Annotated in this window: 30 protein-coding genes and 1 tRNA gene; 17 read left to right on the plus strand and 14 right to left on the minus strand. The window is 34.5% G+C overall.

The features are described 5' to 3' along the window. The first annotated feature begins 171 nt into the window (after window positions 1-171). On the plus strand, window positions 172-717 hold the full coding sequence (locus tag QHH19_01400; GenBank protein ID MDH7516990.1) for a hypothetical protein: 546 nt from the start codon (window positions 172-174) through the stop codon (window positions 715-717). A 5-nt stretch (window positions 718-722) separates the two neighbouring features. Here QHH19_01400 and QHH19_01405 read toward each other — a convergent pair whose 3' ends face one another. From QHH19_01405 to priS, 7 genes are read right to left on the minus strand one after another with little or no spacing between them, the layout of a single operon-like run. Continuing rightward, window positions 723-1,487: a proteasome assembly chaperone family protein gene (locus tag QHH19_01405; GenBank protein MDH7516991.1), complete on the minus strand. Its 765-nt coding sequence runs from the start codon at window positions 1,485-1,487 to the stop codon at window positions 723-725. A 2-nt stretch (window positions 1,488-1,489) separates the two neighbouring features. Next, the gene (locus QHH19_01410; GenBank protein MDH7516992.1) at window positions 1,490-1,654 is read right to left on the minus strand and encodes an RNA-protein complex protein Nop10; all 165 of its coding nucleotides are present in this window, start codon (window positions 1,652-1,654) and stop codon (window positions 1,490-1,492) included. Beyond that, on the minus strand, window positions 1,654-2,442 hold the full coding sequence (locus tag QHH19_01415; GenBank protein MDH7516993.1) for a translation initiation factor IF-2 subunit alpha: 789 nt from the start codon (window positions 2,440-2,442) through the stop codon (window positions 1,654-1,656). The genes QHH19_01410 and QHH19_01415 overlap by 1 nt, the downstream gene beginning before the upstream one ends. A 32-nt stretch (window positions 2,443-2,474) precedes the next feature. Next, a complete protein-coding gene (locus QHH19_01420) occupies window positions 2,475-2,654 on the minus strand; it encodes a 30S ribosomal protein S27e (GenBank protein MDH7516994.1) in 180 nt (59 codons plus the stop codon). Window position 2,655: 1 nt separating this feature from the next. Next, entirely contained in the window at window positions 2,656-2,937 is a 282-nt protein-coding gene (locus QHH19_01425) for a 50S ribosomal protein L44e (protein ID MDH7516995.1), read from the minus strand. A 54-nt stretch (window positions 2,938-2,991) separates the two neighbouring features. Further along, window positions 2,992-3,591 carry a hypothetical protein gene (locus QHH19_01430; protein MDH7516996.1) on the minus strand — a complete coding sequence of 200 codons (600 nt, stop codon included), beginning with the start codon at window positions 3,589-3,591 and terminating at the stop codon, window positions 2,992-2,994. 32 nt (window positions 3,592-3,623) lie between these two features. Continuing rightward, entirely contained in the window at window positions 3,624-4,814 is a 1,191-nt protein-coding gene (priS, locus tag QHH19_01435) for a DNA primase catalytic subunit PriS (protein ID MDH7516997.1), read from the minus strand. Between the two features lie 245 nt (window positions 4,815-5,059). Between priS and QHH19_01440 the strand changes: the two genes are divergently transcribed. Continuing rightward, on the plus strand, window positions 5,060-6,238 hold the full coding sequence (locus QHH19_01440) for an AAA family ATPase (GenBank protein MDH7516998.1): 1,179 nt from the start codon (window positions 5,060-5,062) through the stop codon (window positions 6,236-6,238). Between the two features lies 1 nt (window position 6,239). On the opposite strand, the gene QHH19_01445 is transcribed toward QHH19_01440, so the two are convergent. Next, window positions 6,240-6,935, minus strand: coding sequence for an endonuclease (locus QHH19_01445; protein ID MDH7516999.1), 696 nt, complete (start codon window positions 6,933-6,935; stop codon window positions 6,240-6,242). Between the two features lie 111 nt (window positions 6,936-7,046). Between QHH19_01445 and QHH19_01450 the strand changes: the two genes are divergently transcribed. Next, window positions 7,047-7,331, plus strand: a complete 285-nt coding sequence (locus QHH19_01450; protein ID MDH7517000.1) for a hypothetical protein — start codon at window positions 7,047-7,049, stop codon at window positions 7,329-7,331. 14 nt (window positions 7,332-7,345) lie between these two features. Here the strand turns inward: QHH19_01450 and QHH19_01455 are convergent, their stop codons facing one another. Further along, window positions 7,346-7,846, minus strand: coding sequence for a hypothetical protein (locus QHH19_01455; GenBank protein MDH7517001.1), 501 nt, complete (start codon window positions 7,844-7,846; stop codon window positions 7,346-7,348). Between the two features lie 193 nt (window positions 7,847-8,039). Between QHH19_01455 and QHH19_01460 the strand changes: the two genes are divergently transcribed. The 12 genes from QHH19_01460 to QHH19_01515 all read left to right on the plus strand — a co-directional run bounded on the left by QHH19_01460 (window position 8,040) and on the right by QHH19_01515 (window position 15,660). Beyond that, a complete protein-coding gene (locus tag QHH19_01460; protein MDH7517002.1) occupies window positions 8,040-8,708 on the plus strand; it encodes an ABC transporter ATP-binding protein in 669 nt (222 codons plus the stop codon). Beyond that, window positions 8,705-10,012: an ABC transporter permease gene (locus QHH19_01465; GenBank protein ID MDH7517003.1), complete on the plus strand. Its 1,308-nt coding sequence runs from the start codon at window positions 8,705-8,707 to the stop codon at window positions 10,010-10,012. The genes QHH19_01460 and QHH19_01465 overlap by 4 nt, the downstream gene beginning before the upstream one ends. 422 nt (window positions 10,013-10,434) lie before the next feature. After that, window positions 10,435-10,674, plus strand: coding sequence for a CARDB domain-containing protein (locus QHH19_01470; protein MDH7517004.1), 240 nt, complete (start codon window positions 10,435-10,437; stop codon window positions 10,672-10,674). A gap of 79 nt (window positions 10,675-10,753) precedes the next feature. Further along, entirely contained in the window at window positions 10,754-11,494 is a 741-nt protein-coding gene (locus QHH19_01475; protein MDH7517005.1) for a C25 family cysteine peptidase, read from the plus strand. Continuing rightward, a complete protein-coding gene (locus QHH19_01480) occupies window positions 11,491-12,291 on the plus strand; it encodes a hypothetical protein (protein ID MDH7517006.1) in 801 nt (266 codons plus the stop codon). Before QHH19_01475 ends, QHH19_01480 begins: the two co-directional genes overlap by 4 nt. Window positions 12,292-12,337: 46 nt before the next feature. Further along, a tRNA-Val gene (locus QHH19_01485) sits at window positions 12,338-12,410 on the plus strand. Window positions 12,411-12,444: 34 nt separating this feature from the next. After that, window positions 12,445-12,699 (plus strand): hypothetical protein, encoded by a 255-nt coding sequence (locus tag QHH19_01490; GenBank protein MDH7517007.1) that lies wholly within the window; start codon window positions 12,445-12,447, stop codon window positions 12,697-12,699. A gap of 1 nt (window position 12,700) precedes the next feature. Next, window positions 12,701-13,111, plus strand: coding sequence for a thioredoxin (trxA, locus tag QHH19_01495; GenBank protein ID MDH7517008.1), 411 nt, complete (start codon window positions 12,701-12,703; stop codon window positions 13,109-13,111). A gap of 30 nt (window positions 13,112-13,141) precedes the next feature. Further along, window positions 13,142-13,681, plus strand: a complete 540-nt coding sequence (locus QHH19_01500; protein ID MDH7517009.1) for a TlpA disulfide reductase family protein — start codon at window positions 13,142-13,144, stop codon at window positions 13,679-13,681. Window positions 13,682-13,698: 17 nt separating this feature from the next. Next, window positions 13,699-14,208 carry a hypothetical protein gene (locus QHH19_01505; GenBank protein MDH7517010.1) on the plus strand — a complete coding sequence of 170 codons (510 nt, stop codon included), beginning with the start codon at window positions 13,699-13,701 and terminating at the stop codon, window positions 14,206-14,208. Next, window positions 14,205-15,017 (plus strand): 4Fe-4S binding protein, encoded by an 813-nt coding sequence (locus QHH19_01510; protein MDH7517011.1) that lies wholly within the window; start codon window positions 14,205-14,207, stop codon window positions 15,015-15,017. Before QHH19_01505 ends, QHH19_01510 begins: the two co-directional genes overlap by 4 nt. A gap of 1 nt (window position 15,018) precedes the next feature. Then, entirely contained in the window at window positions 15,019-15,660 is a 642-nt protein-coding gene (locus QHH19_01515) for a hypothetical protein (protein MDH7517012.1), read from the plus strand. 37 nt (window positions 15,661-15,697) lie between these two features. On the opposite strand, the gene QHH19_01520 is transcribed toward QHH19_01515, so the two are convergent. From QHH19_01520 to QHH19_01530, 3 genes are all read right to left on the minus strand, one after another. Beyond that, a complete protein-coding gene (locus tag QHH19_01520) occupies window positions 15,698-15,862 on the minus strand; it encodes a hypothetical protein (GenBank protein ID MDH7517013.1) in 165 nt (54 codons plus the stop codon). Between the two features lie 80 nt (window positions 15,863-15,942). Beyond that, a complete protein-coding gene (locus QHH19_01525; GenBank protein MDH7517014.1) occupies window positions 15,943-17,436 on the minus strand; it encodes a PKD domain-containing protein in 1,494 nt (497 codons plus the stop codon). Window positions 17,437-17,643: 207 nt separating this feature from the next. Then, a complete protein-coding gene (locus tag QHH19_01530; GenBank protein ID MDH7517015.1) occupies window positions 17,644-18,996 on the minus strand; it encodes a hypothetical protein in 1,353 nt (450 codons plus the stop codon). 91 nt (window positions 18,997-19,087) lie between these two features. On the opposite strand from QHH19_01530, the gene QHH19_01535 reads away from it, so the two are divergent. Both QHH19_01535 and QHH19_01540 read left to right on the plus strand, forming a co-directional pair. Further along, a complete protein-coding gene (locus QHH19_01535; GenBank protein MDH7517016.1) occupies window positions 19,088-20,422 on the plus strand; it encodes a radical SAM protein in 1,335 nt (444 codons plus the stop codon). Between the two features lie 19 nt (window positions 20,423-20,441). Then, on the plus strand, window positions 20,442-21,083 hold the full coding sequence (locus QHH19_01540) for a hypothetical protein (protein ID MDH7517017.1): 642 nt from the start codon (window positions 20,442-20,444) through the stop codon (window positions 21,081-21,083). Between the two features lie 2 nt (window positions 21,084-21,085). Here the strand turns inward: QHH19_01540 and QHH19_01545 are convergent, their stop codons facing one another. Continuing rightward, window positions 21,086-22,516, minus strand: coding sequence for a radical SAM protein (locus QHH19_01545; protein MDH7517018.1), 1,431 nt, complete (start codon window positions 22,514-22,516; stop codon window positions 21,086-21,088). 79 nt (window positions 22,517-22,595) lie between these two features. Then, complete coding sequence (locus QHH19_01550) at window positions 22,596-23,804, minus strand: hypothetical protein (GenBank protein MDH7517019.1); 1,209 nt, start codon at window positions 23,802-23,804, stop codon at window positions 22,596-22,598. Window positions 23,805-23,931 lie beyond the last annotated feature (127 nt).

Below are 23,931 nucleotides of genomic sequence, written 5' to 3' on the forward strand. Positions count from 1 at the left end.
GTAAACAAATAGAAAAACAAGGGAAAAAGGATGAAAATCAAGGAAAAACACCAGGAAAAACCGTGAAAAACGCATAATTCATGGCCATGAACGAGGTAGAAACAGAAAAATTAAAATCAAAGAGGGTTATTCAAAGCTCTCTATTAAAATCGGATGGTCGGTTGTTTAGATATGTTTCATGAAGAAAAAAAACCTTTGGATTACAATAAAATCAAATTTAGTAACAAAAGAAAAAAAATGAAAATTGTTGTTATAGTAATAATAGTACTGTCAATAGTTAGCACAATTGGGGTTTTAGCTTACAATGCTGGTTTTATACCTATTACAGGTTTTTTAGATGTAAAGGCGCCACCAGGGTCTTATGTAGAACTAAACGCTGAAGAGTTTATAGAAAAATACCCGCAGATTAATGATATGCCAAACTTGGATAAAATAAAATACAGGTTTTATGGGGCAGATGAATCAGTTGACTCAATTGCAAACTATTATAAGGAAAAACTAGGAAAAGAAGGCTATAGCCTAGTACGCGAGGGAACAATATATCTAGATAAGAAAACCTTTCATTACTACGGTTTTCTAAAAGGTCTTACAGCAGTAGGGGTGTTGTTAGCATCTGTTGCAGATGAGGAGTTTGGTTATAACACCTTAGTTGTTTACACAACTGGTAACGCTCTTGATTACAAGGAGATACTCGATTGGTACCAAAACCAAACCTAGTTTTTTTAGCCGAAATAACCTAGTTCATCTGTTTTTTCTTTAGAGATGTTTTCCATTTCCCTAAGCTGATTGGCTATGTATTCTATCTCTCTAGCTTTTTTCTCCAACTCAGATAAATTGAGATCTATGTTTAATATCTTCATCAAGATTTTTAGGACAGCTTTTGCGCTCTTAGGATCCACCAGATAACCTGGTGTTTCCCCCATGAAACATGCACCTCTCATACCTCTTAGTTTACCTAAGCCTAGTAGTAATCCACTAGCTCCCACTATTCCTCCACCGGGTTCATTTTTCTTGAACACCGCACCATATTTTTTGATTTTATTAACAAGTTTTTTATCTGTGGTTGCGCATAAAACCTTTGGTTCTTTTATTTCATGCCCTAAACCATATCCACCTAGTGTGAAGATTTCTTTCACGTTTAACTCCTGTACTATGTCCAGTATTTTTTCTGCTAGATCATATTGACCATGAGAAGAAAGACCCTGATAATCACCTGTTAAAAGTATTAGGTCTCTCTGGTTTATTTTCTTTGCTTTCCAGTAATAAAACTCGTTGTTTACAAGCTTAATTGTCCCATCCATGTTTATGAAAACCTGTGGTGGGAAATCTTTACTGTATAAATCAGCGAATTTAATCGCATTCATCTCTTCTATCATATGTTCTACTGCTAGTTTCCCAACGTTTCCTATCCCTGGTAATCCCTCTAGGAGAATAGGGTTTTTAAGCTTAGGTTTTTTTGCTACATATTTTACAGTTACATAATCCATTTTTATACACCTTTTTCAAGTTTCTTTAGCCTTCTTCTATAAACACCATAGTTGTCCTGTGGTGAAAAACGCGGTGGGTTTTTTGATACAGTTTTTTCTTTGCATCTAGGGCAATTTTCATCCATTGTATATATCATGCATTTTTTGCAGTACATTATATTTGGCATTATTCCTCCGTTTTTCTGTGGAGTTCACATTCACCTTTAAAATCCTTCAGGTATTCTTTTGCTCGTTCTGCAGCTTTTTTCATCTGGTCCTCAGCTATTTTGTAGTCAGGTGCTCTAACACTTATAAGATATTTTGGTGCACCAATGTACTTTATTGTTATATCAACGTCTTCAAAATCACTTTTTTCTGCTTCCCTGAGGGCATTGCGTATATGATTAACACCATCTGGCAGCCAAGAGTTTACGGTTAGGTAGCCTTTTATTTCTACAAACTTTATTGTTATGTTTTCAGCTGCGATTTTTTCAAACTCTTTTAACCAGTCGCCTTTGAAACCATCTCTTTTTAGAGTCTCAGGGTCGTATGCAGCTTCTTCAAAAGCAGCGTATAATGTACCATATTTTTTTATAAGGTCGTTACCAAATTCTTTGTAGCACTGCTCAACTGTTTTACCTAGTTTTTTTGATAGCATCTCCATGAGTTTTTCTGATTTCTGGCTGTTTTTCCATTCCTGTATTTTTTCTCTTTTTTGGTGTTCATTCACCTTCTTTAAAGATAGGTCAATATGGTTTTTGGATTTGTCAACGTTTAGTACTTTGCATACAATTTTTTGTCTTTCCCTTACATGGTTTCGTATGCGTTTAACCCAACCTGTAGCGATTTCAGCTATATGTATAAAACCTTCTCGGCCAGGGTATTCATCAAGGGCTACAAATGCCCCAAAATTCTGAACCTTTACAACAGTTCCAACAACAAGCTCCCCTTCATCAGGGTAATCTTTCTTCATCATAACCCTTTTTTAAATCTCTTATATATATATGTTTATTCTATAACCTCTAAGATTTCGCCTTTTATTTTAGCTTTACCACCAGATGGTACAGCTAGTTTACTACCACATATATGACATAGTACAGGTGTGCTAGCTCTATCAAATAAAACCTGCTCGTTTTCACAATCCCTGCATCTCACTTTTATGAACCTGCTCTCAAACTTTTGCTTCATTTTATTTTTCACCTATATCCATTTTTTTTGTACGAAGGCTTTTAGGTTGATGTATCTTTTTACAAACAGTACACTTGTATTTTAACCCTATGCGTCTACTTGTTTTTTCTCTCCCTTCAGGCTTGGGTCTTGGGAAACCTCTGTATCCACTTGTTACACGCCTGAAACGCCGTTGTCCTTGTTTAAGTTCACTGGCTTTTCTCTTTTTTATTTTATCCACTTCATGTATAGTATGTTTTTTGCAATAAGGACAGTACCTTTTGATTTTACTCGGTTTTTTCATACAAAATCACTCTGGATTTTAAGGGTAATAAAGAAGGTTATATAAAAATGTAAGCTACTCTCTTTTTACCTCTTTTGCAACACCTCTCCTGCACAACGTTGAACTCATATCCCCTGGTAATGATAGGACGTCTCCTTTTTTGAGAACATACTTGTTTGCATCTGTCCCAATAAACTCTGGTATATCATTTGTTACCATAACAATAGGATTAGTATTGGTTTCTTCCTCTTTTTCCTCATCAGCTTTAGGTATTTCCTCAGCAGGTTTTTCCTTGTTTCCTGTTTTTTTGTTTAGAAGCTTTTCACGTGTCTCATTCATAGTTTTTAATGTTAACTCAAAAAGTTTTTTTTCATCATCAACAAGATTCTTCATATCTGGGTTTCCACCACGTGCCTTTGAAATAGCTGCTAACAAAATCTTTTTCTCCCTCCGCTCGTATATGCTGATTGCTATCTTTTTCGTGTTTTGTATCTCATCCCTTAGAAGCATCTGTTTCTGAGGATTAGACTCTTTTTCAAACCTTTCATCCAGTTTTTTTAGATACTCTGATAGATCACTATAAAAACCCGGGTTTATACTAGTTAAAGTCGGCGAGTTTTTTTCAGCCTGCTGGATTTTCCTCAGAGACTTGTAACTTATTCCTTCTTCTTCCATTTATCCGTCCATATCTTACATTAAAAAATGTGTTAAATAATGTTTGCTATATTACGCCCTATTAAAAAAACAGCTAAATAAGCTGGTATCTTGTGTTCACCTTTTTCTAAATCAAAACTATTTTCTCTCATGTTTATCTTAAATGGCTGTTTCAAATCTACTTTAACTGGATCATCATCCAGAACAACAGCATCTCTAAGTGGGTTGAAATCATCTAGTTTATCTAATGTTACCCTTGTCACCTTTAAACCAGTTTTTCCATGTAAAGAGGAAGGTAACCTGATAAGGCGTTTAACATCACAGGTTACAGGCTCATCTGTCTCACCAGCACTCATAGAGACAGCTGTTTTTCTGAGGGCACTATTAAGGAAAAACTTCCTGATAGTCTTGGATTGATCTAATAAACCATCCCTTATCCGGTTTATCCTATCATCTGATAGCTCCCTTACAAGTTTCTCTGCATCACTTTTTTTCACACCATATTCCCTAAGTTTTTCAATAGGGTTACCACTTTTTTTTATCTCGTTAACAATTTCTAGTATACCTCTGCTTATCCTCCCCTTCCAACCAGGTTCATCAGGGGTCGGCATCTTCAGGCTTTTACCACCAGCAAAAATCCTTCCACCATAGCTTTTTCTCTCTGTTATATGTTCATGGAAAACCAAAGAATCCTTTAGGTCTCTACCTGTTATATAATCAACTATCTCCCTTCTCTCGTTACTATCCAGATCCATTATCTTTGGGTCCCTTATATGACAATGGTATCCTCGTCCTCCACTGAAATACAGATCTATGTATTTTTCCTCAAAGCCGAAATCATTTAACAAAAAATCGTCTACCAGCTTATAGAACTCTTTTTTCACTAGTTCTAACGAATCTGTATAGCTCATGTTTTTTATTTCAGATATATGGTCTGAATCTAAGTCAAATATCAGTTCAGCTCCCATCCAGTTTTTTTCTTGCATGGTTTGTGCATCTGGTTTCTGGTAATAAGCGGAAGAATAATATGTGTGGGCAGGGGCTTTTTCTACCAAGAACTCTTTTATATCTGTTTTTTTGTTGTATGCAAGGTGTCTTATCATACCTTTGCCGCCAAATAAGACAAATGCGAATTCCCTTCTGCAAAAACGATCTGGTAGTTCTATGTCGTTTTTTTCGTAGTATCCTCTGAACCTGTTTTTTAGGAATTCCAATGAATCTGTGGTTAGCTGGTTTTCGCTCATATCACCAACTGCATTGTTTTTTATGTCTATAAAGGTTTATTATAAAAAATAACTCTTGAATAAAACTTTTTAGGAGCATAATCAATGTTAAAGTACATGGGAAGGGTTTTGAATCCATGAAGTTAGGATTAATAGGTAAATATACTATCCGATAGATATTTTTTAAAAATTTTTACTGATTGTTAACCTATTATAAAAATAGTTTTAGATAAAGTTTTATGAGGAAATGTGTATACCGGATTTTAATGAAGGATATCATAGAAGATGAGTTGTCTTCATCATCAGTTATAAGAGATTTGAATGCGCTGGATTTTGATTATGTTCCAGATGAACTACCACATAGAGAAGAGCAACTTCGTTTTCTAGCTCAGATGTTTAAACCTGTACTCTCCCGTGTCTCTCAGAATGTTATCATCAAAGGCCCTGTTGGTACTGGTAAAACAGTTATCGCAAAAAAATTCTGTACCTCTCTTGTCAGCATAGCTAGGAGCCAGGGGAAGTTTATAGATTACATTCATATCAATTGTAGGAAACGGTCAACTGACTCAATGGTTCTACTCGGTATCCTAAATCATTTTGATCCACGTTTCCCCGACCGTGGTTTTTCTGTCCAGGAGATGCTAGATGTTCTAAGGAAACAGATGATTAAAAGAGGTTCTCAGCTTTTACTTGTTTTAGATGAGGCTGATGCTCTTTTGAAGAAAAGCGGCTCTAATCTCATCTATAGCCTTACTAGATTTTCTGATGAGTCAACAGTTAATAAAAATCCTGTCTCCCTTTTATTGATATCTCAGAAGGATCTATTGTCTATGATGGATCATTCTGCCCTCAGCACCTTTAAACGGAGTAACGTACTGTTTTTGGATAAGTATACACGTGACGAGTTGTACGATATTGTTAGACAACGTGTTAACTTAGCTTTCTACAATGGTACTGTTCAGGAGGATTGCCAGGATCTAATAGCTGATATAGCCTCTGAGTGGGGTGATGCACGTTTTGCCATAGAGCTATTATGGAAGGCTGGTATCGCTGCTGATAATCAACATGTTAAAACTGTTACACCAGAGCATGTCCGCGCTGCTAAAGCCGAGACTTTTTCTGTTGTAACTGAGTCTAAACTAAAAAACCTTGAGAAACATCAGCTTATAGCTTTGTACGCCATCGCTAAAAGGTTGAAAAAAGATGGTACAGCATATGTAAACACTGGTGATGCTGAAAAAACCTATGCTATCACATGTGAAGAATATAATGAAAAACCGCGTTCACACACCATGTTTTGGAGTTATCTTAAAGACATAGAAAATGCTGGTTTCATCAACCTTAAACAATCTGGGAAAGGCCAGGTTGGTGTCACACAACTCATATCTTTACCAGATATACCAGCTGAGATAGTTAGTGCAAAGGTTCAAGAATTGCTAGGTTGAATTATTTCATGTATCCACAGTTTTTGTTTATAGGACAGTTTTTGCAGTCAGGTTTCTTTTTGCAATATTTTTTTGCTAATACAACTATTAACGCGTGCAACTCATTATAAACCTGAGTTAAACTGTTTTCATTATACTTTTTCTTGATTTCTTCTTGGAAATATTGTTGAATCTCATCATATGATGTTCCAGTGTTAAATGGTATCCTCTTGCATAATCGTTTCGTATAAGCATCCACAACAAATATTGGTAACTCCCCTGCATATAGGAGGATCGAATCTGCTGTCTCTGGTCCTATACCATTCAATGATAGCAACTCAGCTCTTATTTCTTTTATATCCCTGTTAAAAAACATGTCTAAATCATCATCATATTTTTCATGTAAAAAACGTGCGATGTTTTTCAGTCGATGTGCTTTTTGGTTAAAAAAACCTGATGGTTTTATCATATTCCTTAGTAATCTTATATCTGCATTTGATATTTTTTTGATTTCCAGCATGTTTTTTGATTTGAGGTTGTCTATTGCTTTTTCTACGTTCGACCATGCTGTGTTCTGTGTCAATATAGCACCTATTATGATCTCAAATCTTGGGTCGCTTTTGTTTTTCTCATGATATTTTTTGTCTATCGGCCACCAGTTTTGATGACCGAATTCTTCTAGTAATATTTTATGTAGGTTGCATGGATTTTGTATCATTTTTGTTCCGACTTTTTATCATTTTTTGGCTTATGAATCTTTTTTTGATGTTAATTTTGGGATAGTATTTTAAGTAGAAATACCATACCATGTTCCTAGAAGTGGAATGTTATGTCTCAGGTAGATTTTGAGGAGATAACGCTTGAGAAATACCGTGCGTTGGAGCTACAGATGCATAGGGAGCTCATGGATGTCTGTCGTAAATATATAAATGAGCTTGGTATTGTTTCTATTATGGGTATTCTTGATATCGTTAAACAAGAAACAGTTGAGTTAGAGCGGGCTACCAGTAAGGTTATCAAAGGGGAAGAGGTTGAATTACCCAAGGGGTTTGAAGAAAAAAAAGTTGAAGAGGATAAACCAAAGCAGGGTTTTTCTTTTAAGGACGGCTTTTAACCTCTAGACTAAATCTATTCTTTTTTTGTTATTTTCGTATTTTTTTTGAATTCTTCCCTGTGTTTTACTCCCCAGCGAGCCCACAGAGCACCTAGTACACCACCTATGATGAGTAGTACCGCAATGAACACTGCTCTATTCTGGTATACCGTGTACTGTTCTGCATAGTACCAAAACCAGATTATTAGAAACAGCATGGAAACGATTGGTAGAATTATTGATGCTATTACCCTTGATTTGAAACCAGATGTTTTGAACATCTCCCAGCCTTCTTTTGGTATCTTACGTATGCCCCATATCGTCCACACACCGCCGAGAAGCAAGAACATTATAAATATTGATAGTAGGATGATTGCAAGGTTTTTCTCCCAAGCATAATCATCTGCATAGAATGCTAGCCACAGGATTATAAAAACAAGCCAACCTACGCCAACGATTATTGAAAAAGACGGTCTCCAACCAACATCAGTTTTTTCTTCAGCATCTTCGCAACATGGTTTTTCTTCTTTATCCATAAATATAGCCTTTCCTAAGATTTTTTTAGAAAACCGGATAAAAATATGTTAGGTGGTTGTTATTATTTTATCTGTGTCCACCTTTTAATATTATAACTCTTTGTAAAATAACTATCTATATTATAAATAGTTTTATATAATATTATGGTATTGCTATGAAGGCTCCTGTGGAGATTATATGCCCGCTAAAATTATGATAGAAACAGATTCCGTAACAAAGATTTACAAAACCGGTAAAATAGAGTTTAGAGCTCTAAACAATGTTTCTTTAAAAGTTAAAGAAGGGGATTTTATAGCATTGATGGGACCGTCTGGTTCCGGTAAAACCACACTCATGAATCTAATCGGTTGTCTTGATCGTGCTACATCTGGGGAAATTATTTTAGATGGGAAAAATCTTTCTGTTTTAAACGACAATCAACTAGCTGAGATTAGAAGTAAAAAAATTGGTTTTATTTTCCAGACATTTAATTTGATTCCGACTATATCAGCACTAAAAAATGTTGAGCTGCCACTAGTTTTTGGTGGAGTATCTAGAAACTCGAGGGAGAAAATTGCGTTAGATTTACTTAGAAAGTTTGGTTTAGAAAAATGGGCTGGGAATCTTCCATCTGAGCTATCAGGTGGTCAGCAACAGAGGGTTGCCATAGCTAGAGCCCTGGCTAATAACCCGTCTATACTACTTGCTGATGAACCCACTGGTAATCTGGATTCAGCTACAGGCTTGCAGATAATGAATTATCTTGCTTCTATAAACAAAGAAGGGAAAACGATCATCTTAGTCACCCATGATAAATCACTTAAAAAATATGCAAACCGGGTTATAACTATGAGAGATGGAGAGATAAGTGAACATAGATGATAGCAGATATTTTTTTGATGAGCCTTGATGCTTTAAGATCACATAAGATTCGAACTTTCCTAACTCTAATTGGTGTCATAATTGGTATAGGCTCTGTTATTATAGTTACAACTGCTGGGTCCTCTGTACGGGTTTTTATTGAAGAGCAGTGGAACATTTTTAATCCAACAGGTATGGTTATTGGTATAGGTACAGATAGTGACCCACCGCAGATATCCTTTCGTGAGATTGGTTTTACAGATCATGACATTGATGAATTGAAGAAACTACCCTACATAAAAGAGGTTGTCCCTATTGGTTTCCTCCCGTTGAAGGCTATTAAAATAAGGGAAGGTTTTCTTAATTGGCAGTCAAAGGCAGGTGGTACCATGTATGCTACTACACCTGGTCTACTTGATATAATGGGTATGGAAATCGAAGAGGGGAGGATGTTCCAGAATAAGAAAAGCGAGATAGTTATGAGCAGAAGTATGACCAAGCTTTTTGGTGTAAATAAAGAGTTGAAGGTTGGGGATACTTTATACATACAGAGATTAGATGGAAAACTTATTAAAACAACGTTGGTAGGAATCCTAAGGGAGAGCGAAACCTCCAATGTAATGAGTCAAGTAACCTCTCTATCGATAGCTGGTCCTGTGGATCCATACTATACATCATATTTTGGTTCTAATGTTGGGGGTATCATCAAACGTGTTACAGCCTATGGGATTTTATACGCAGGTGCTACAGATAAAGAACATGTTGATGACGCAAAAGAGCAGATTCTAGGTTATTTGAATACTAAATCTGATGCTATTAACTATAAGGATAAAAACTCTGATTTTGTGGTCATAACACAGCAGTATATTATATCAAAAGTGGATCAGATAATGAACGTTATGAGTATGCTTATAACCTCAATCGCACTGGTTTCACTATTGGTAGGCGGAATAGGTATCGCTAATATCATGTTTGCAACTGTTACCGAACGAACAAGGGAGATTGGTACCATGATGGCCATAGGAGCTAAACGTAGGGACATTATGACCTTGTTTTTGTACCAATCAGCGATGATAGGCTTATTTGGTGGTGTACTTGGAGTAGTATTAGGTGCTAGTGGTGGAGCATTCATAGTCCAGATTCTCAATCAATATATGGTAGAGTTCGGAGGAAGATTTAGCTCAGGTAATATCCCTTTGACTTATTCTATCCAATGGTTTTTGATAGCGGTGTTTTTTGGTGTTATGATAGGCATAATAGCAGGTGTTCTTCCAGCTAGGAAAGCTGCTAAGATGGATCCTGTTGTTGCACTTAGATACTCGTAATCATATGTTTTTATGACAAACTACAAAAAATATTACGAGTCTTTCCTTTTTGAGCTAATCATATAAAATTATGGGTCAGTGGTCTGTGGTTATTATCAATAAAACACTAGCTTAATGTTTATCAAGTTTTTTGTCAGCAATTTTTTTTTTCACATTAACTAAAATCTTCTCTTTTAGGCTTACCAAAAATTATTTTTTTGTGTATGGATATAAAAAAATATTAAAAGATGTAGGAAAAAGTATGGTAGTCATAAAAGTGATGATGAACAAAGCAGTTACATTGGGTAAGACAGGAAGAATTGTAAAAACCAACTCTCTTCATTCTAAAATTTTTTATTTTCTTAAGTTAAAGCCTCTTTTTCAAAATTTATCAAAAATATTTTACGCTCTAATTCATTACTTTAATTTATGGAGGAAAATAAATGATTTATAAAAAATTACTAGTTTTGTTTTTAGTGTGCTCTATATCAACTCCTTTTGTTTATCTAAAATCAAGTAGTCAAATAACTCTTCTTCCAGATTTATCTGTTGAAAGCATAGATCCAGCACCCTCCAGTCCTGTTGTCTATGACAATGTTACAATAAAGATATTGATTAAAAACAAAGGCAAGTCAAATTCGCCAATTGTTCACGGTCGTTTATATGTAGATAGTACAGTATGAAAGAACAAACGATGGAATATGGCATTTATGGGGTTATGAAATAGCAACTGGTTTAAAAAAAGAAATCGACACAACCTTGGTGTCACATGAGGATATAAAATTACTGTTTCTGCAAGCTGATAACAGGTTTTACTCTAGTAAAAATAACGATGGATACATGGACTACCCAACTGGGCGAGTATATGGATTAACAACTTCAAACCTCTCAGCATATGTTGCATCAGATATATTCTTTGATAATATGGAAAAAAATAAACATATACTTGCTATTATACGAGGTTGGAGCGAAAGTGATAGCAGGGAGTTTTTAGAAAACTTTGCATCAGCATTTTGGACTGATGATATCAAAAATGAGTTTAACAATAACCCTTTTTATGCAACTTATAGTGAAGTACAAACAAATAGAAACACAATTCTAAGCTGTTTCTGGAGATATTATGTTACGATTTTTGTAGATCATGGAAATCAATATTGCCTAAGTGGTTTGGTCGATTCCTCGGAACTCAACGATGCCTATTTTGAAAAACCAACGTTTTTACTAGATAGAGCATGTTCAACTGCAGGTTATCATCTAATAGGTGATAAACAATGGTCGCTCTCCACACATGTATTACGAGCAGGTGCCATGTCTTTTCTTGGGGCTATAGATATTAGCAGTGGACATGAAATGTTTGATGAACTACTTAACAATGCCTTTCTAAATGATCACACAACAATAGCAGAAGCATTCAAAGAGGGTAAAAACAATGATCCCAGTTGTTATTATGATGTCTATACACTATTTGGTGATCCAACTATTAAACCGAGGTGGTGGAGTTGAAAAAAACAATACTTGCTATAATTTTATTTGCCACATTTTTAATGGTTGTTCAACCAGTTTATGCCCATATATTTAGATTAAGCTCAAACAAAACAATCTATAATTTACAAGATGAGATAATAATAAATCTAGAAGTTAAAAACACTATGAGCATAGAAAAAACTATGGAGATTTATATAACTATAGAGGAAGAAAACAACAGATATCCACCTCAAGCATGGTACTACCCTATTACGCTTTCACCAGATGAAACAAGGAATTTAACAGTTTATAGAACAAATGTTTCTGATTATTTGGTAAATGGTGAATACGTTGTATACGCTCAACTGATGGAGGATGGTTTCGCACTTTATGAAGATGAAGTTAGATTTACCATAACTGGTTTACCAGAAACTATGAATGTAGATTTACTAGTTTCAAATGATAGCAAATTTAGATTTACAAAAGATGTTTTTTTAGTTGATGAAATTGTATACATAGGTTATAGCTCATCTGTTGAAGATGTAGAAATTAATTGCATGATAACTTATCCAAATAACTCTTTTAAAACCGTAACTCTTCCATATAGCTTTACTTCAAATGAGGTTGGGTTATACTCTCTTTCTATTATTGCGAGAAAAGAAGGCTATAGAAATTTTACAAAAAGTATGCAGTTTGCGGTTATAGAAAAACCATCTTTTGTTTCCAAAGAAGAACAAAAAGAACAAATCCCTGTATCTTACATTTTCTTAATTTTAATAATTATAATAATTGCTTTAGCATTTTTTGTAATTAAAAAAAGATTAAAAAAGAAATAAATACAGTAAATTACTAAAATAGTATTTACCTTTCCTTTCTACATTTGGGCCAGTGGTCTAGTGGTTATGACGTCGCGCTTACAACGCGGAGATCGCCGGTTCAATTCCGGCCTGGCCCATTTCCACCAAATAAAAAAAGTTGGGGGAAGAAAGATGAGTGAAAAAATATTGTTCTCCTTAGAAAACTGCGTGAAATGTATGCAAGTAAAGGAGCTTATAAAAGATAGAGATGACATAAAAATAGTTACATTCCCGCATAATATAGATGATTGGCGTGAAGAAGATTTTAATAATGCAAAATCACATGGCGTGTTTGAGGATTTACAAGTAACAGCACCTGTTCTATGGGTTGATGGTAAAAAATTTGTTGGATACCTAAAAATCAGAAAATGGTTGCAGGATAACTAAAATGGATGAAATTGAAGAAATAAGAAGAAAGAAACTAGAAGAATATGCTAATAGATATATGAAAGGAGAATTGAATATGGAAAGAAATTGGCCTAATACACCGTTACGTGTAACAGACGCAGATATTACTCAAACCATTAAAAAATATAAGATGATTGTTGTGGATTGCTGGGCACCGTGGTGCGGTCCCTGCCGTATGATTAGTCCAGTTATTGAGGAGCTCGCTAAGGAGATGCATGGTAAGGTTGTTTTTGGTAAACTCAATGTTGATGAAAACCAGATGACCTCTATGAAATATAATATTATGAGTATCCCTACGCTCCTAGTTTTTAAGGATGGTAATCTTGTTGACAGAATTGTTGGTGCGATGCCTAAAGATGCGCTGAAACAGAAAATTGATAGTTACCTATGAATAAACAGTACATTGTTGTATTTTTAGTAGGTGATTATCATTAAAAACTTTGAGAAGTTGGCATTTTTTATCTCAATTGTTTTGCTGTTATCTGTTTTTTCTGGTTGTATTGGATCAGATGAGGATGTTGGTGAAGATTTTGTTTTCACTAGTCTTAATGGTGAAATAAAACATCTTAGAGATTATCGTGGAAAGGTTGTAGTGCTTGATCTTATGAGAGTTATCGGGTGTGATCCTTGTCTATATCAATTTCTCGAACTTAAAAAAATATCAGAAAATTATAGCAATAGCGATGTAGTTATATTATCAATAGATGTAAATATCTATGAATCTGCTAAAGATATACAAACAATGATAGATAAATTTAAACAACAATTGAATATCGAACTAGATTGGGTTTTTGGCATGGACAATGGAATCATTTGGGAAAAATACCATATAAACGAACCTGGTGGTGTACCAACGTTGTATATATTTGATAAGAATGGAAAGATTTATTATTCAAACGAGGGTTACGAGCCGTACTCAAAACTTTCATCAAAAATAGATGAATTACTTAAAAAAGATTAATGGGGAGATAAGAACATATGAAAAACGGAAAAAATATTGTGGTATTTATTGCATTAGTTGTAATGAGTTTCTTTTTGACTGATATCGGAGTTGCAGTTGCTCCAACGATTGGGGAGGTTGTAATTAATCCAGAGAGACCAGAACATGGATCTGATGTCACTTTTTCTGTTGATATTGCTGGTGATAATGTATCGTCTGTATGGCTTGTATTTAAGGAGTGCAAAGAAAATCTATGTTATAAAAATAAAAATATTTCAATGACTAAATCTGGGGATAGATACGAAGCAAATGTTACACTTGAAAATGAAGATGCAACATATATTACTTACCATATAGAAGTTAATAGTAATGGAGAATGGTTTCACTCAGAAAGTGTAAATCTAACTCTTGCAGAAAAAACAGATGGAAATCAAAATGGTAATAATAACGGAAATACCGACAAAGGTACGCCGGGATTCGAATTAGTGCTGTTTGTAGTGGCGGTTGGGCTTGCTACATTATTGTTGAGAAAAAAGAGATTAAGATGAAATTTCAGATAAAACGACTGGTTTCTCAGATCATCCTATCTATTTCAGCTAATCTAGGAGCTTTTGGGTTGAAAACAGGTTTCTGCTACCCTTTTTTTTATTGTAATGCTTGTCCTGCTAGTATATCTGCTTGTCCTCTTAGGGCTATGGAGAAAAGCGTTTATGATCATAGTTTTACTTGGAAGCTTCTTGTTTATCCTCTTTTGATTCTTGGTACGGTTGGTATTCTCACTGGTAGGGCGGTATGTGGTTGGGCATGCCCAATTGGTTTTCTTCAAAGGGGAACTGCTCATGTCGCTCGTAAACTTAAGAGACATAAACTGGTTAATAAAATAGGTCAGCTTAAAATTGAGAAATATTTTAGGTACACGAAATATTTTGTTCTGTTTGGTCTTGTTTTCTTGACGTCTTATTTCTTGTTATTCATGTTCACTGATATTTGTCCTGTTGGATTTCTGACTGGAACTATACCTATACTTGTTCTTAATCCAGGTAAATTTGTCCCTAACACCTTCTTTTGGGTAGCATTTGTGATTTTTGTATTGTTCCTCATTCTAATCCTTTTCGTTGAACGTGGTTGGTGTAAATATTTTTGTCCTGTGGGTGCTATTTTAGCTCCGTTTAATAAAATAAGTTTTTTACACGTTGCAGTAAAAAATAGAGGAGATTGTATTCAATGTAATCTTTGTTCTAGGGTATGCCCGATGGGGATAGATGTACCAAATATGAACAGGGATCCGGAGTGCGTACTCTGTGGGAAATGTATTAATGCTTGTTCAAAAAGACTAATTAAGTTTGAGAGGATTTAAAATGAAAAAATTGTTTGTGCTAAAGATCACTGCGTTGGCTGTATCTTCTATTTTATTTGTTGGTATGCTTGCTTATACTAATGTTTATACAGATATTCAAACTAGTATAGTTGAAACTCTTTGTTTAAGTTGTATAAAACTTAGATCAAAAACTTCCCGGAATTTTACTTTTGAAACAGCAAATGGTAAGCCACACCCAGATTTTGTTTTGGAGAATTTAACCAAAGGGCCTGTTTTTTTACATTATAGTGAAAGAGCTTGCCCCGCATGTGATGTTATGTACCCTGTTATAAAACAGTTTCTTAATGTCGAGTTTCAAAAAGAAAAATCTTACTTTACTTTGACAAGTTTTGAAAATTCAACGGTTGTGTATATATATATTTATCTAGATGATAGCAGTACTCCAAAGGAGTGGTTAGATTCTTTTAGAATTTATGATAATGAGCACATAAAGGGTTTGCCTATGTTCACAATAATAACCCTAGAGTATGAGCATGGTGGTGAAATAAAACCTTATTATACCACTTTGTCTGGTACGTTTTTAGATACTAATGAGGAAAGAATTGACTTGTTAACCAAGTTAATGCAAGAAAGTTTTGAGTTATATAACAAAAACAGAGCTGGTTATCCAGACTACAACTAAGAAAAATTTAAGGAAACAAATAAATTTTTTTTTTTGATTATATTTCGTTGTTTTTTATTTTTTGTCTGAGTATATCAAACTGTTTTCTTGTGAGTGTGCAGGTGTTGTTTTTTTCACCAATTATCACTTTATTGTCTCGAATGTCTACAACTGGGCATTTTGGTGGGTTGCATACTCCATCTTCACAAAGTACTATTTTCATTTTTTTGCCTCCATTTAACAAATGTTAAGTAAGTATCTTTTGCTGTTTTATATATCTTTTGTATATATAGGTGCTGCTGTTTACAAACCTATTAGATATCGTAGTATTGGAAACATGTTTGGGAATCTATCTAGTATCCTATTTATGAGTGAGATTCTTGTTCTTGGTACTGTTACTTCTAGTGTTCCCCAACCACTTTGTAGGTCATAGGTGTCTTTTGCTTTGCAGTTAATTGTATATGTTCCTTTCTTTGTAAACGTATGTTTAACAGCTACTGTTCCTCCTGATGCATTTGGTCCTATCCACCCTGTGTTTGAGTTGTCTCCCCAGTCTATGTAGTAGTATACATTATCGCCATCCGGATCAGTTGTTACAAAATTGTATTCTATTTCGACCCCTGGTTTTACTTTTGTGGGACCTGTTATCGTAGGAGCAGATGGTGGTTCATCTTGTAAAATTTCTATTACTAAAGGATTTGACCAACCACTTTCTTGATTGTAGGAATCTTTTGCCTTTGCTGTTATACTATAGGTACCTGCTGTAGTATAAGTTTTTGAAATTATTGCAGTTGAACCAGAAGTATATGGTCCTTTCCAACCACTGTTACTTCCATCTCCCCAATTTACATAGTAATAAACATCGTTGTTCTCTGGATCTGTTGATACAAATTCAAAATTGTATTCTCCACCTGTAACTCCAGTTGTTGGGCCACTAATTGTTGGAGCATTTGGTGGTGAACCAGCACCTAAATCAACTGTTACACAATCATCAACATAGTATGCATTAAATGGATTACCTGAAGGAGGATTTGAGTATCCTTGGTGCCATTCATCATTTTCTACTGCAGCTATTATCATCATGTTATCTTTTGTAATAGAAGGATAACCATGAGAACTACCTATCCAATTCATGGTGTTACTCCAAGTATCACCTGCAGGTATTGAAATAGCTTGGTTAAAAGCGAAATCTAAAAAAGCATGTGTGTACAATGCACCACTTGTATCATACCAACCCATGCTGGAGACTTTTTCAGTAATATATACCCTTATTGTTCCTCCATAAGTTGTAGCTTCATTGTTAACAATAGAACAGGATATTTGCATCTCTGTTCCACCAAGCCAAGTAACATCAAGAGTAATATCAACATCTTTAACAGCTCTTGCAACACATTGGTTTATACTAGTTGTGTAAGCTGCTTTTGCACCAGCTACACTACCTGCTCCTACATTTACTTTATAACCACCATCCCACCAGACTGTAGGGTAACCCCATAAGTTAAAATGACTTATTGCATATGAATAAGCAACAGAATTTTTATCACAAACTAATGAAACATAATTAAAATCTAATTGTCCTTCAGCATACAATTCTTTTAATGCACCATGAGCATATTTACAATAACCACACCATGTTGCAGTACCATACTCGCCTAATGCAGTATGAGTCCCTCTTTTTGTAGAATTTTCTTTAGTTATTTCAACTTTAACATTTTCTTGAGATATTTGAAAAGCACCAGCACCTAGTCCACTAAGGACCAAAAGTCCTACCAATAAAATTGGTACAATTTTTCTCATTTTTTTTTCTCCCCTTTCCAAATTTATTTTAAAAAACATTAACATTGGTTAACTCTTAAATATTTCGTTACGAGATACTCAAAGGTTAATCATTGGTTCTCCCTATTACAGCTAATATGTTAAAATTAATCATATCTTAGACGAGGAAGTAGCCCATCAACAAATAATTTCTAATACACGAATATACCTAAACATTGTTTGCCTTGTTTATACGTACTGTTTTATTTCAAATTTTGATCTATCAACCTTTGATATAATACGTGGTCCTTTTTTATTCACTCTTTTTACCTCTTTTATGTCTATCTCAACTTCTTCACCGAGCTTTTCATGATAACCCTTCTTTATCACCGAGAATATTTCATCAATTGATGGCTCTACATCCCTTAGATTCTTGTCAAATACTAGTTTAATCTCAATTTTTTTCTGACTGTGTTGTATTATTTTTGTTTCCTTGATTTTGTTGGTTTTTAAACCATATAAAACCCTACCATAGATCTCTGTTTGTGATGATGGAGTTAACACCCGTCCACCTGTGAAATAAAGAGATAGGTCATCTCGTCCATAGATTTTATCTATGAGCTCACCAACTAAACCACAGTCACATTTCTCGTACAGTGGTGCAACAATATCATTAATTGCATCGTAACGTATTATAGGGGTTCCTCCGCCATATAGTTTTGTGACAATGAGTTTTCCTGGTTCTTTTGATTCTACTGGTTCGCCGTTTTTCAAAAACTCAGGGTAGACAAGGTCAGACATCACATGGTAACGTCCATGATTACATTGAAATGCGATTGTTCCAGATTCTGTTGCACCGTAAACTTCGAACACTTTTGCTTTGAAGTTTTCTTCTAGGAGTTTTCTTAGAGGTGGTGTTAGAACAGATCCTATTGTAGCTATATGGTGTGGGTTTATGTTATCTCCGTAACCTTTTTCTTTCAGCAATGCTAGATGGCTGAGCATGCCAACATATCCGCCTATGAAATCTGGCTTAAAATTGTCCACTTCTTTTATCACGTTTTTTGGTTCATCATTTGTGTTTAACCATTGCATGTTTTTAAAAAAATATTTGTTGTTTATGTTTGTTAGTAACCCCCTTTTTATGTAACTTGTTCCGATTGTGTGTGGTGCGAAATCCGCTATTATCGTAAGCCTGTCTTTTCTCCAGTTAATTCTATGATTCTTAAGGGTTCTAATGTACCAGAAAAGCCATAGTATCGCATCGTATCTATCACCATATATCGATAGTGATTTTCCTGTTGTACCAGATGTTGTTATCTCGATTAGTTTGTCTTTTTTTGTTGTCTGTGGTATAATTCCATTTGGGTAGTAATTTTTGATATCATTTTTGGAGATTATTGGCAGTTTTTTGATGTCCTCTATTTTTTTGATATCACTTGGATGAATACCATGTTTTTTGTATTTATCATGATATAATGGTACTGTGTATGCGTATTTGACTATACTTTTGAGGCACTTGTCCCGGTATTTTTTTAATGCTTTTTCATCTAGTTTATCGAGTCTATTTATACCAAATATATAACTTTTTAGTATTTTCATGAGGAACAAGGGGTTGTAGAACTGGTTCATATTTTATCAATTCTTCTTTTGGATTAACTTAATATGTGTATCGTATATTAGAGCTTTTACAATGAATATCCTTATTGTTGAGAATGTATCAATGGGTAAAACCGGATACGGTTTTTTTGATAAAAAACTGCTTACTATGTTTTCTGTTCTCCCAACTTTATATGCCCGTCATTTTGAGGCTATTACACCTAAAAAATATAATGTTGAGGTTGTCAATGAACGTTATAATAAAATTGATTTTGATAACCCGTATGATATTGTTCATATTAACTACACGACCTCTAACGCTTTTAGAGCATATGAGATAGCTGATAGTTTTAGACAAAAAGGTGTTACTGTTGTGCTCAGTGGTATGCACGCATCTGCGTTACCTGATGAGGCGAAGAAGCATGCTGATAGCGTTCTACTTGGTTATGGTGAGCTTAGCTGGCTGAAACTTTTGGAGGATTTTAGCAGAGGTGAGCTGAAACCTTTTTATCAACCTGTTAAATATGATGATACTATCAGACTTCCACCAACAGATATTAAACTTCCAGGTTTTGTTTTATCTGGTGCAGTTGAGGCAACAAGAGGCTGCCCATATAAGTGTGCTTTTTGCCGCGAGGGTAATATCACTGGTAGTTCACAGTTTTATAAGAGACCGGTTGATGATGTTATGTTAGAGATAAAAAATATGCCCCAGAAGTTTTTCACTTTTTATGATAACTCTCTCACTATAGATCCTGATTACACGAAATCTTTGTTCACTAAAATAAGTGGTTTGCATAAAAAATTCTCTTGCAATGGCAACGTCGATGTATTAGCAAATGACAAAGAACTGGTTAGACTTTCTAAGGAAGCAGGTTGTGTGTCTTGGCTTATTGGTTTTGAATCTGTTTCTCAGAAAACACTTGATGAAGTCGGTAAAAGAACAAATAAAGTCAAAAACTATAAACAAGCTGTTAAAAACATTCATGACAACGGCATGGTTGCTATTGGTTGTTTTGTTTTTGGTTTTGATACTGATACAAAAGATGTTTTTGATAGCACTCTAAAATTCATTAAGGATCTAAAAATCGATATCGTTGATTTCCTTGTCTTAACACCTTTCCCCGGTACACCTCTTTTTGAATGTTATGAGAAGGAAGGACGTATTCTTACTAGAGACTGGTCTAAATATAATATGAGAGATGTTGTTTTCAAACCAAAAAATATGACACACGAAGAGTTGCTTGCTGGTGTCAGAAAACTGTATACTGATTTTTATTCAACTGGTCATGCTATGCGTAGGGTTTTGAATGGTTTAAACTTGGGTTTATATCCATTTTTCTTGATTATGGAGAGGAATATTAGTGCCAGTATGAATAAAAGGATGCTAAGTTTTTCAGCTGATAGCATGGGTTTTATTAAGGGTTAATTTTGTTTTGGGGTGGTTGATGATAGGATTTGAGAAAAAGGGTATGTTGGCACCTTTTACTATTTTGACTTCAATTTTTACTGGTGTATGTTTCCCGCTTTTGGGTTCTTTCGTTGCACTTGATCTCGGTGTTGTCCAAAGTTTATACCTTGAGGGAGTTGTTTTGGTTGTTCTCGGTGGTTTTTTTGCTCAATGGATTTTTGCTCATACAATACATGATATTTATCATATGAAGATAGATGAGAGGATAACGTTTTCTAAGAAAACTTTGAAGATATTGTTTGTTTTTTCTCTTGTTGTTTTACTCCTGATAGCTGTTTATCTTACATGGCAGCGTGGTTGGCCAGTTTTTGTGTTTTCTATTATTGGTGCTGTAGTTAGTATGTACGCTGAGGGGTTGTTGCATCATGAGTCCCAGATGGCTTTTGGTGCTATGTTTTTAGTTATCGGTAGTTTTTATGTTCAGGCTGGTACGCTCTATCTCGATTATATGATATGGGTTCAGGTGCTTTGTATGGCTGTTTTTGCTTTTTTGTCTCAATATGGTTGGCTTCTTTTTTACAGGTTGGATGATTATGGGTATGATCAGGGTAAAAAGAATAAGAGTATCTTGGTTGCTAAATCAGCGCTTATTTTTCTTATACTTTATCTAATATTATAGAACTAAATTGTTTTTCCGGTAGGTGTTATACCAAGGAATTTTAACCCGTCTCTTATGTCTGAAAAAAATAATGATAAATAGGATTGTATGAATCCCATGTCATCGTTTTTTAATGATTTTTTTAGTAATTTCAGAATGAATGTTGGTCTCCTATAGTATTCTGAGCGTGCTCTTTTGCAGTATCTGAGAATTTCTTCTTCTGTTAGCGTACCTAATCCTTTTTTTGAATCTGCTTGGACTAGATAGTTGTTTTCAGTTATTTTTCCTTCTTTTACTGCGTTATACCATAGCTCCGATCCAGCCATATATTTTAATGTTACAAATGAAACTGAATCCAATGGTAGTTTTTTTGCAAATTTTATTGTTTTTTCGAAATGTTGTCTAGTTTCAAATGGCGCTCCAAGTATGAATGAGCCCATGTTGAAGAAACCAAGTTTATGGCTTAGGTTTACAGCTTTTTGGATTCTATCTACTGTTATTTTTTTATTATAGAAATCAAGTACATTTTGGTTGCCTGATTCCAAACCATACTGTATATGGGTTACTCCTGCTTTCTTCATTTTTTTGAATAACATTTCGTCTGCTGCGTCTACGCGTGCTGCTGTGATTATAAATTTTAGGTCTAGTTTTTGTTTGATTATTTCATCGAATAATTCATGCACCTGTTTTTTATTTGATAAAAAACTGTCATCCATTATTGCTACATATCTGTATTTTTCTTCTTTTATCTCTTTTAGTTCTTCTATTATATTTTTTGTTGATCTTGTCCTATATTTTTTCATGCTAACTGAGTTTCTTGAGCAAAATCGACATCTGTAGGGGCATCCCCTGCTGGTTATTAGTGAGGTGAATTCCCCGTTTTTTATTTTCGGGTTGTACTGGTTACCATAGTTGTATTTGTTTGCCAGATGTCGCGCTGGAAAATGTATTTCATCTAAGTTTTCTACTAACTTTAGTGGTCCTCCTTTTTTCATCTGGTTTTTTTCTCTGTAGTATATTCCTGGTATATCTGAAAAATTATTCTCCTCTCTGATTGCTTTTTTGATATCGTTGATTACTAATTCTCCATCACCTTGTATACTTATATCTGCTTGTGTTTCTTCTAATGCTTTTTCTGGGAAAAGTGTACAATGTGGTCCTCCTATTATGACTTTGATCCTTGGTTTTGTTTTTCTTATTGTTTTGATTATTTTTGTTACATTTTCTAGCGAAAAACTTAGTACTGTTATTCCAACTATATCGGTTTTTTTCATTGCTTTGATTATTTTTTGTTCTTCGAAGTTTTCAGCTGAAAAATCAAATAATGTAACCTTGTCTCCATCTTCTTCTAGTACTCTTGCTATGTATAATAAACCCAGTGGCGGGGCAAGTCCTCTGAATGTATTGTCTTTTTTGCCTGTATCAACATATGAATAACTCGATTGTGGATAGATTAGTAGAAAATTAATTGTTTTGCCTCCTTACCTTACTCTAAATTTTATGTTGTTATTATAATCTTTTTTTAAATGGTTTCTATAGTATAAATGCCACTACGTCTATGTTAGACGTTGATGTTTTTCCTTCTTTATCATATAGTTTTACTTCTACAGTGTATCTACCAAATGCGAATGTACTCCATTTGAATTCATATGGTTCTTCCATGATCGTTTCTCTGATTTGTCTGAACCCGCCTTTGATTATGAACTCTACTTTTTCTACACCTGCTTCTGCTTGATAGTTGGTTTTTATTGTTGTTTTTCCTATGATTAGAGTTTTTCCCTTTAGTGTTTTACCTATTTCTTTTCCCAGTATGTATAATTCCCCTTTTCTTGGTGAGCTAATACCTATGACTGGTGGTAGTGATCCTTCTGCTACTCTTGTAGCTGTTGTAGCATCAGTATAGTATGCGTTGAATTCATGTTTTTTTTCTGGTGGGTCAGAGTATTCTTTTGTTGATTTTTGATTGAAAACTGTTGCTACGATCAATAGATTTTCCGGGTAAACATTTTGGCTTGCACTCCATATTTTTGTTATTGTCTTGTTTTTGCCGCTCTCAATTTCTATGTTTTCATCTACAGCATAGTCTAGGAATGAGAAATGATATGGGTTACCGTTCCAATCTGACCAAGGACTGTTTATTTCTGTTATATATACTCTTGTGCGTCCCCTGTATGTTGTTGTTTCTTTGTTTTCTATTGTTACTGTGGTTGTTAGCTCTTTTCCGGTTTCGTTCCATTTAGCTTTTAGGTTTATTAGTATTTTTGGTGTTTGTCTATTTTTTGCCTCATTTAATTTTTCATTGAAATTTTTCTCAAAATCTTTTGACCCCATTATTACTCTGTATCCACCGTCTATGAAAACTGTTGGGAATCCTAGTATGTTGTAGTCGTTGTAGAGCCTAGTGTGTGCCTTTGTGTTTTTGTCTTCTACCATGCTAATGTAATAAAAATCGGTTTTTCCTGTGCTGTTAAATTTTTTGTGTAGAACATCTGCTACTATAGGGCAGTTATTGCACCATGTTGCAGTGGCTTCTTCTACCAAAACTATGTGTGTGAAATCTTGGTTATCATTGTTGTTATCAGTGTTATTGTTGTTATTTCCATTGGTATTGTTTTGATTGTTATTGCTATTTATATTGTTGTTTGCTGTCTGTTTTGTTTCTGTGAAGAAAACTATATAAACTGAGGAAACTAGAATTATAAATATTATTGAAACTAATGTTATTTTATGTATAAGCTTCATTCTAATTAATAAATACGGCTTTTTTTATATTTAAAGCTATCGAGAAATAGGGCGTTGTCCGGAAAATAAATGTAGAACAACTTCAATATCATATCTGGATGGGTTGCAAACAATACAATAAAGAAAA

This window comes from Candidatus Thermoplasmatota archaeon, assembly GCA_029907305.1.
Lineage (GTDB): Archaea > Thermoplasmatota > E2 > DHVEG-1 > DHVEG-1 > JARYMC01.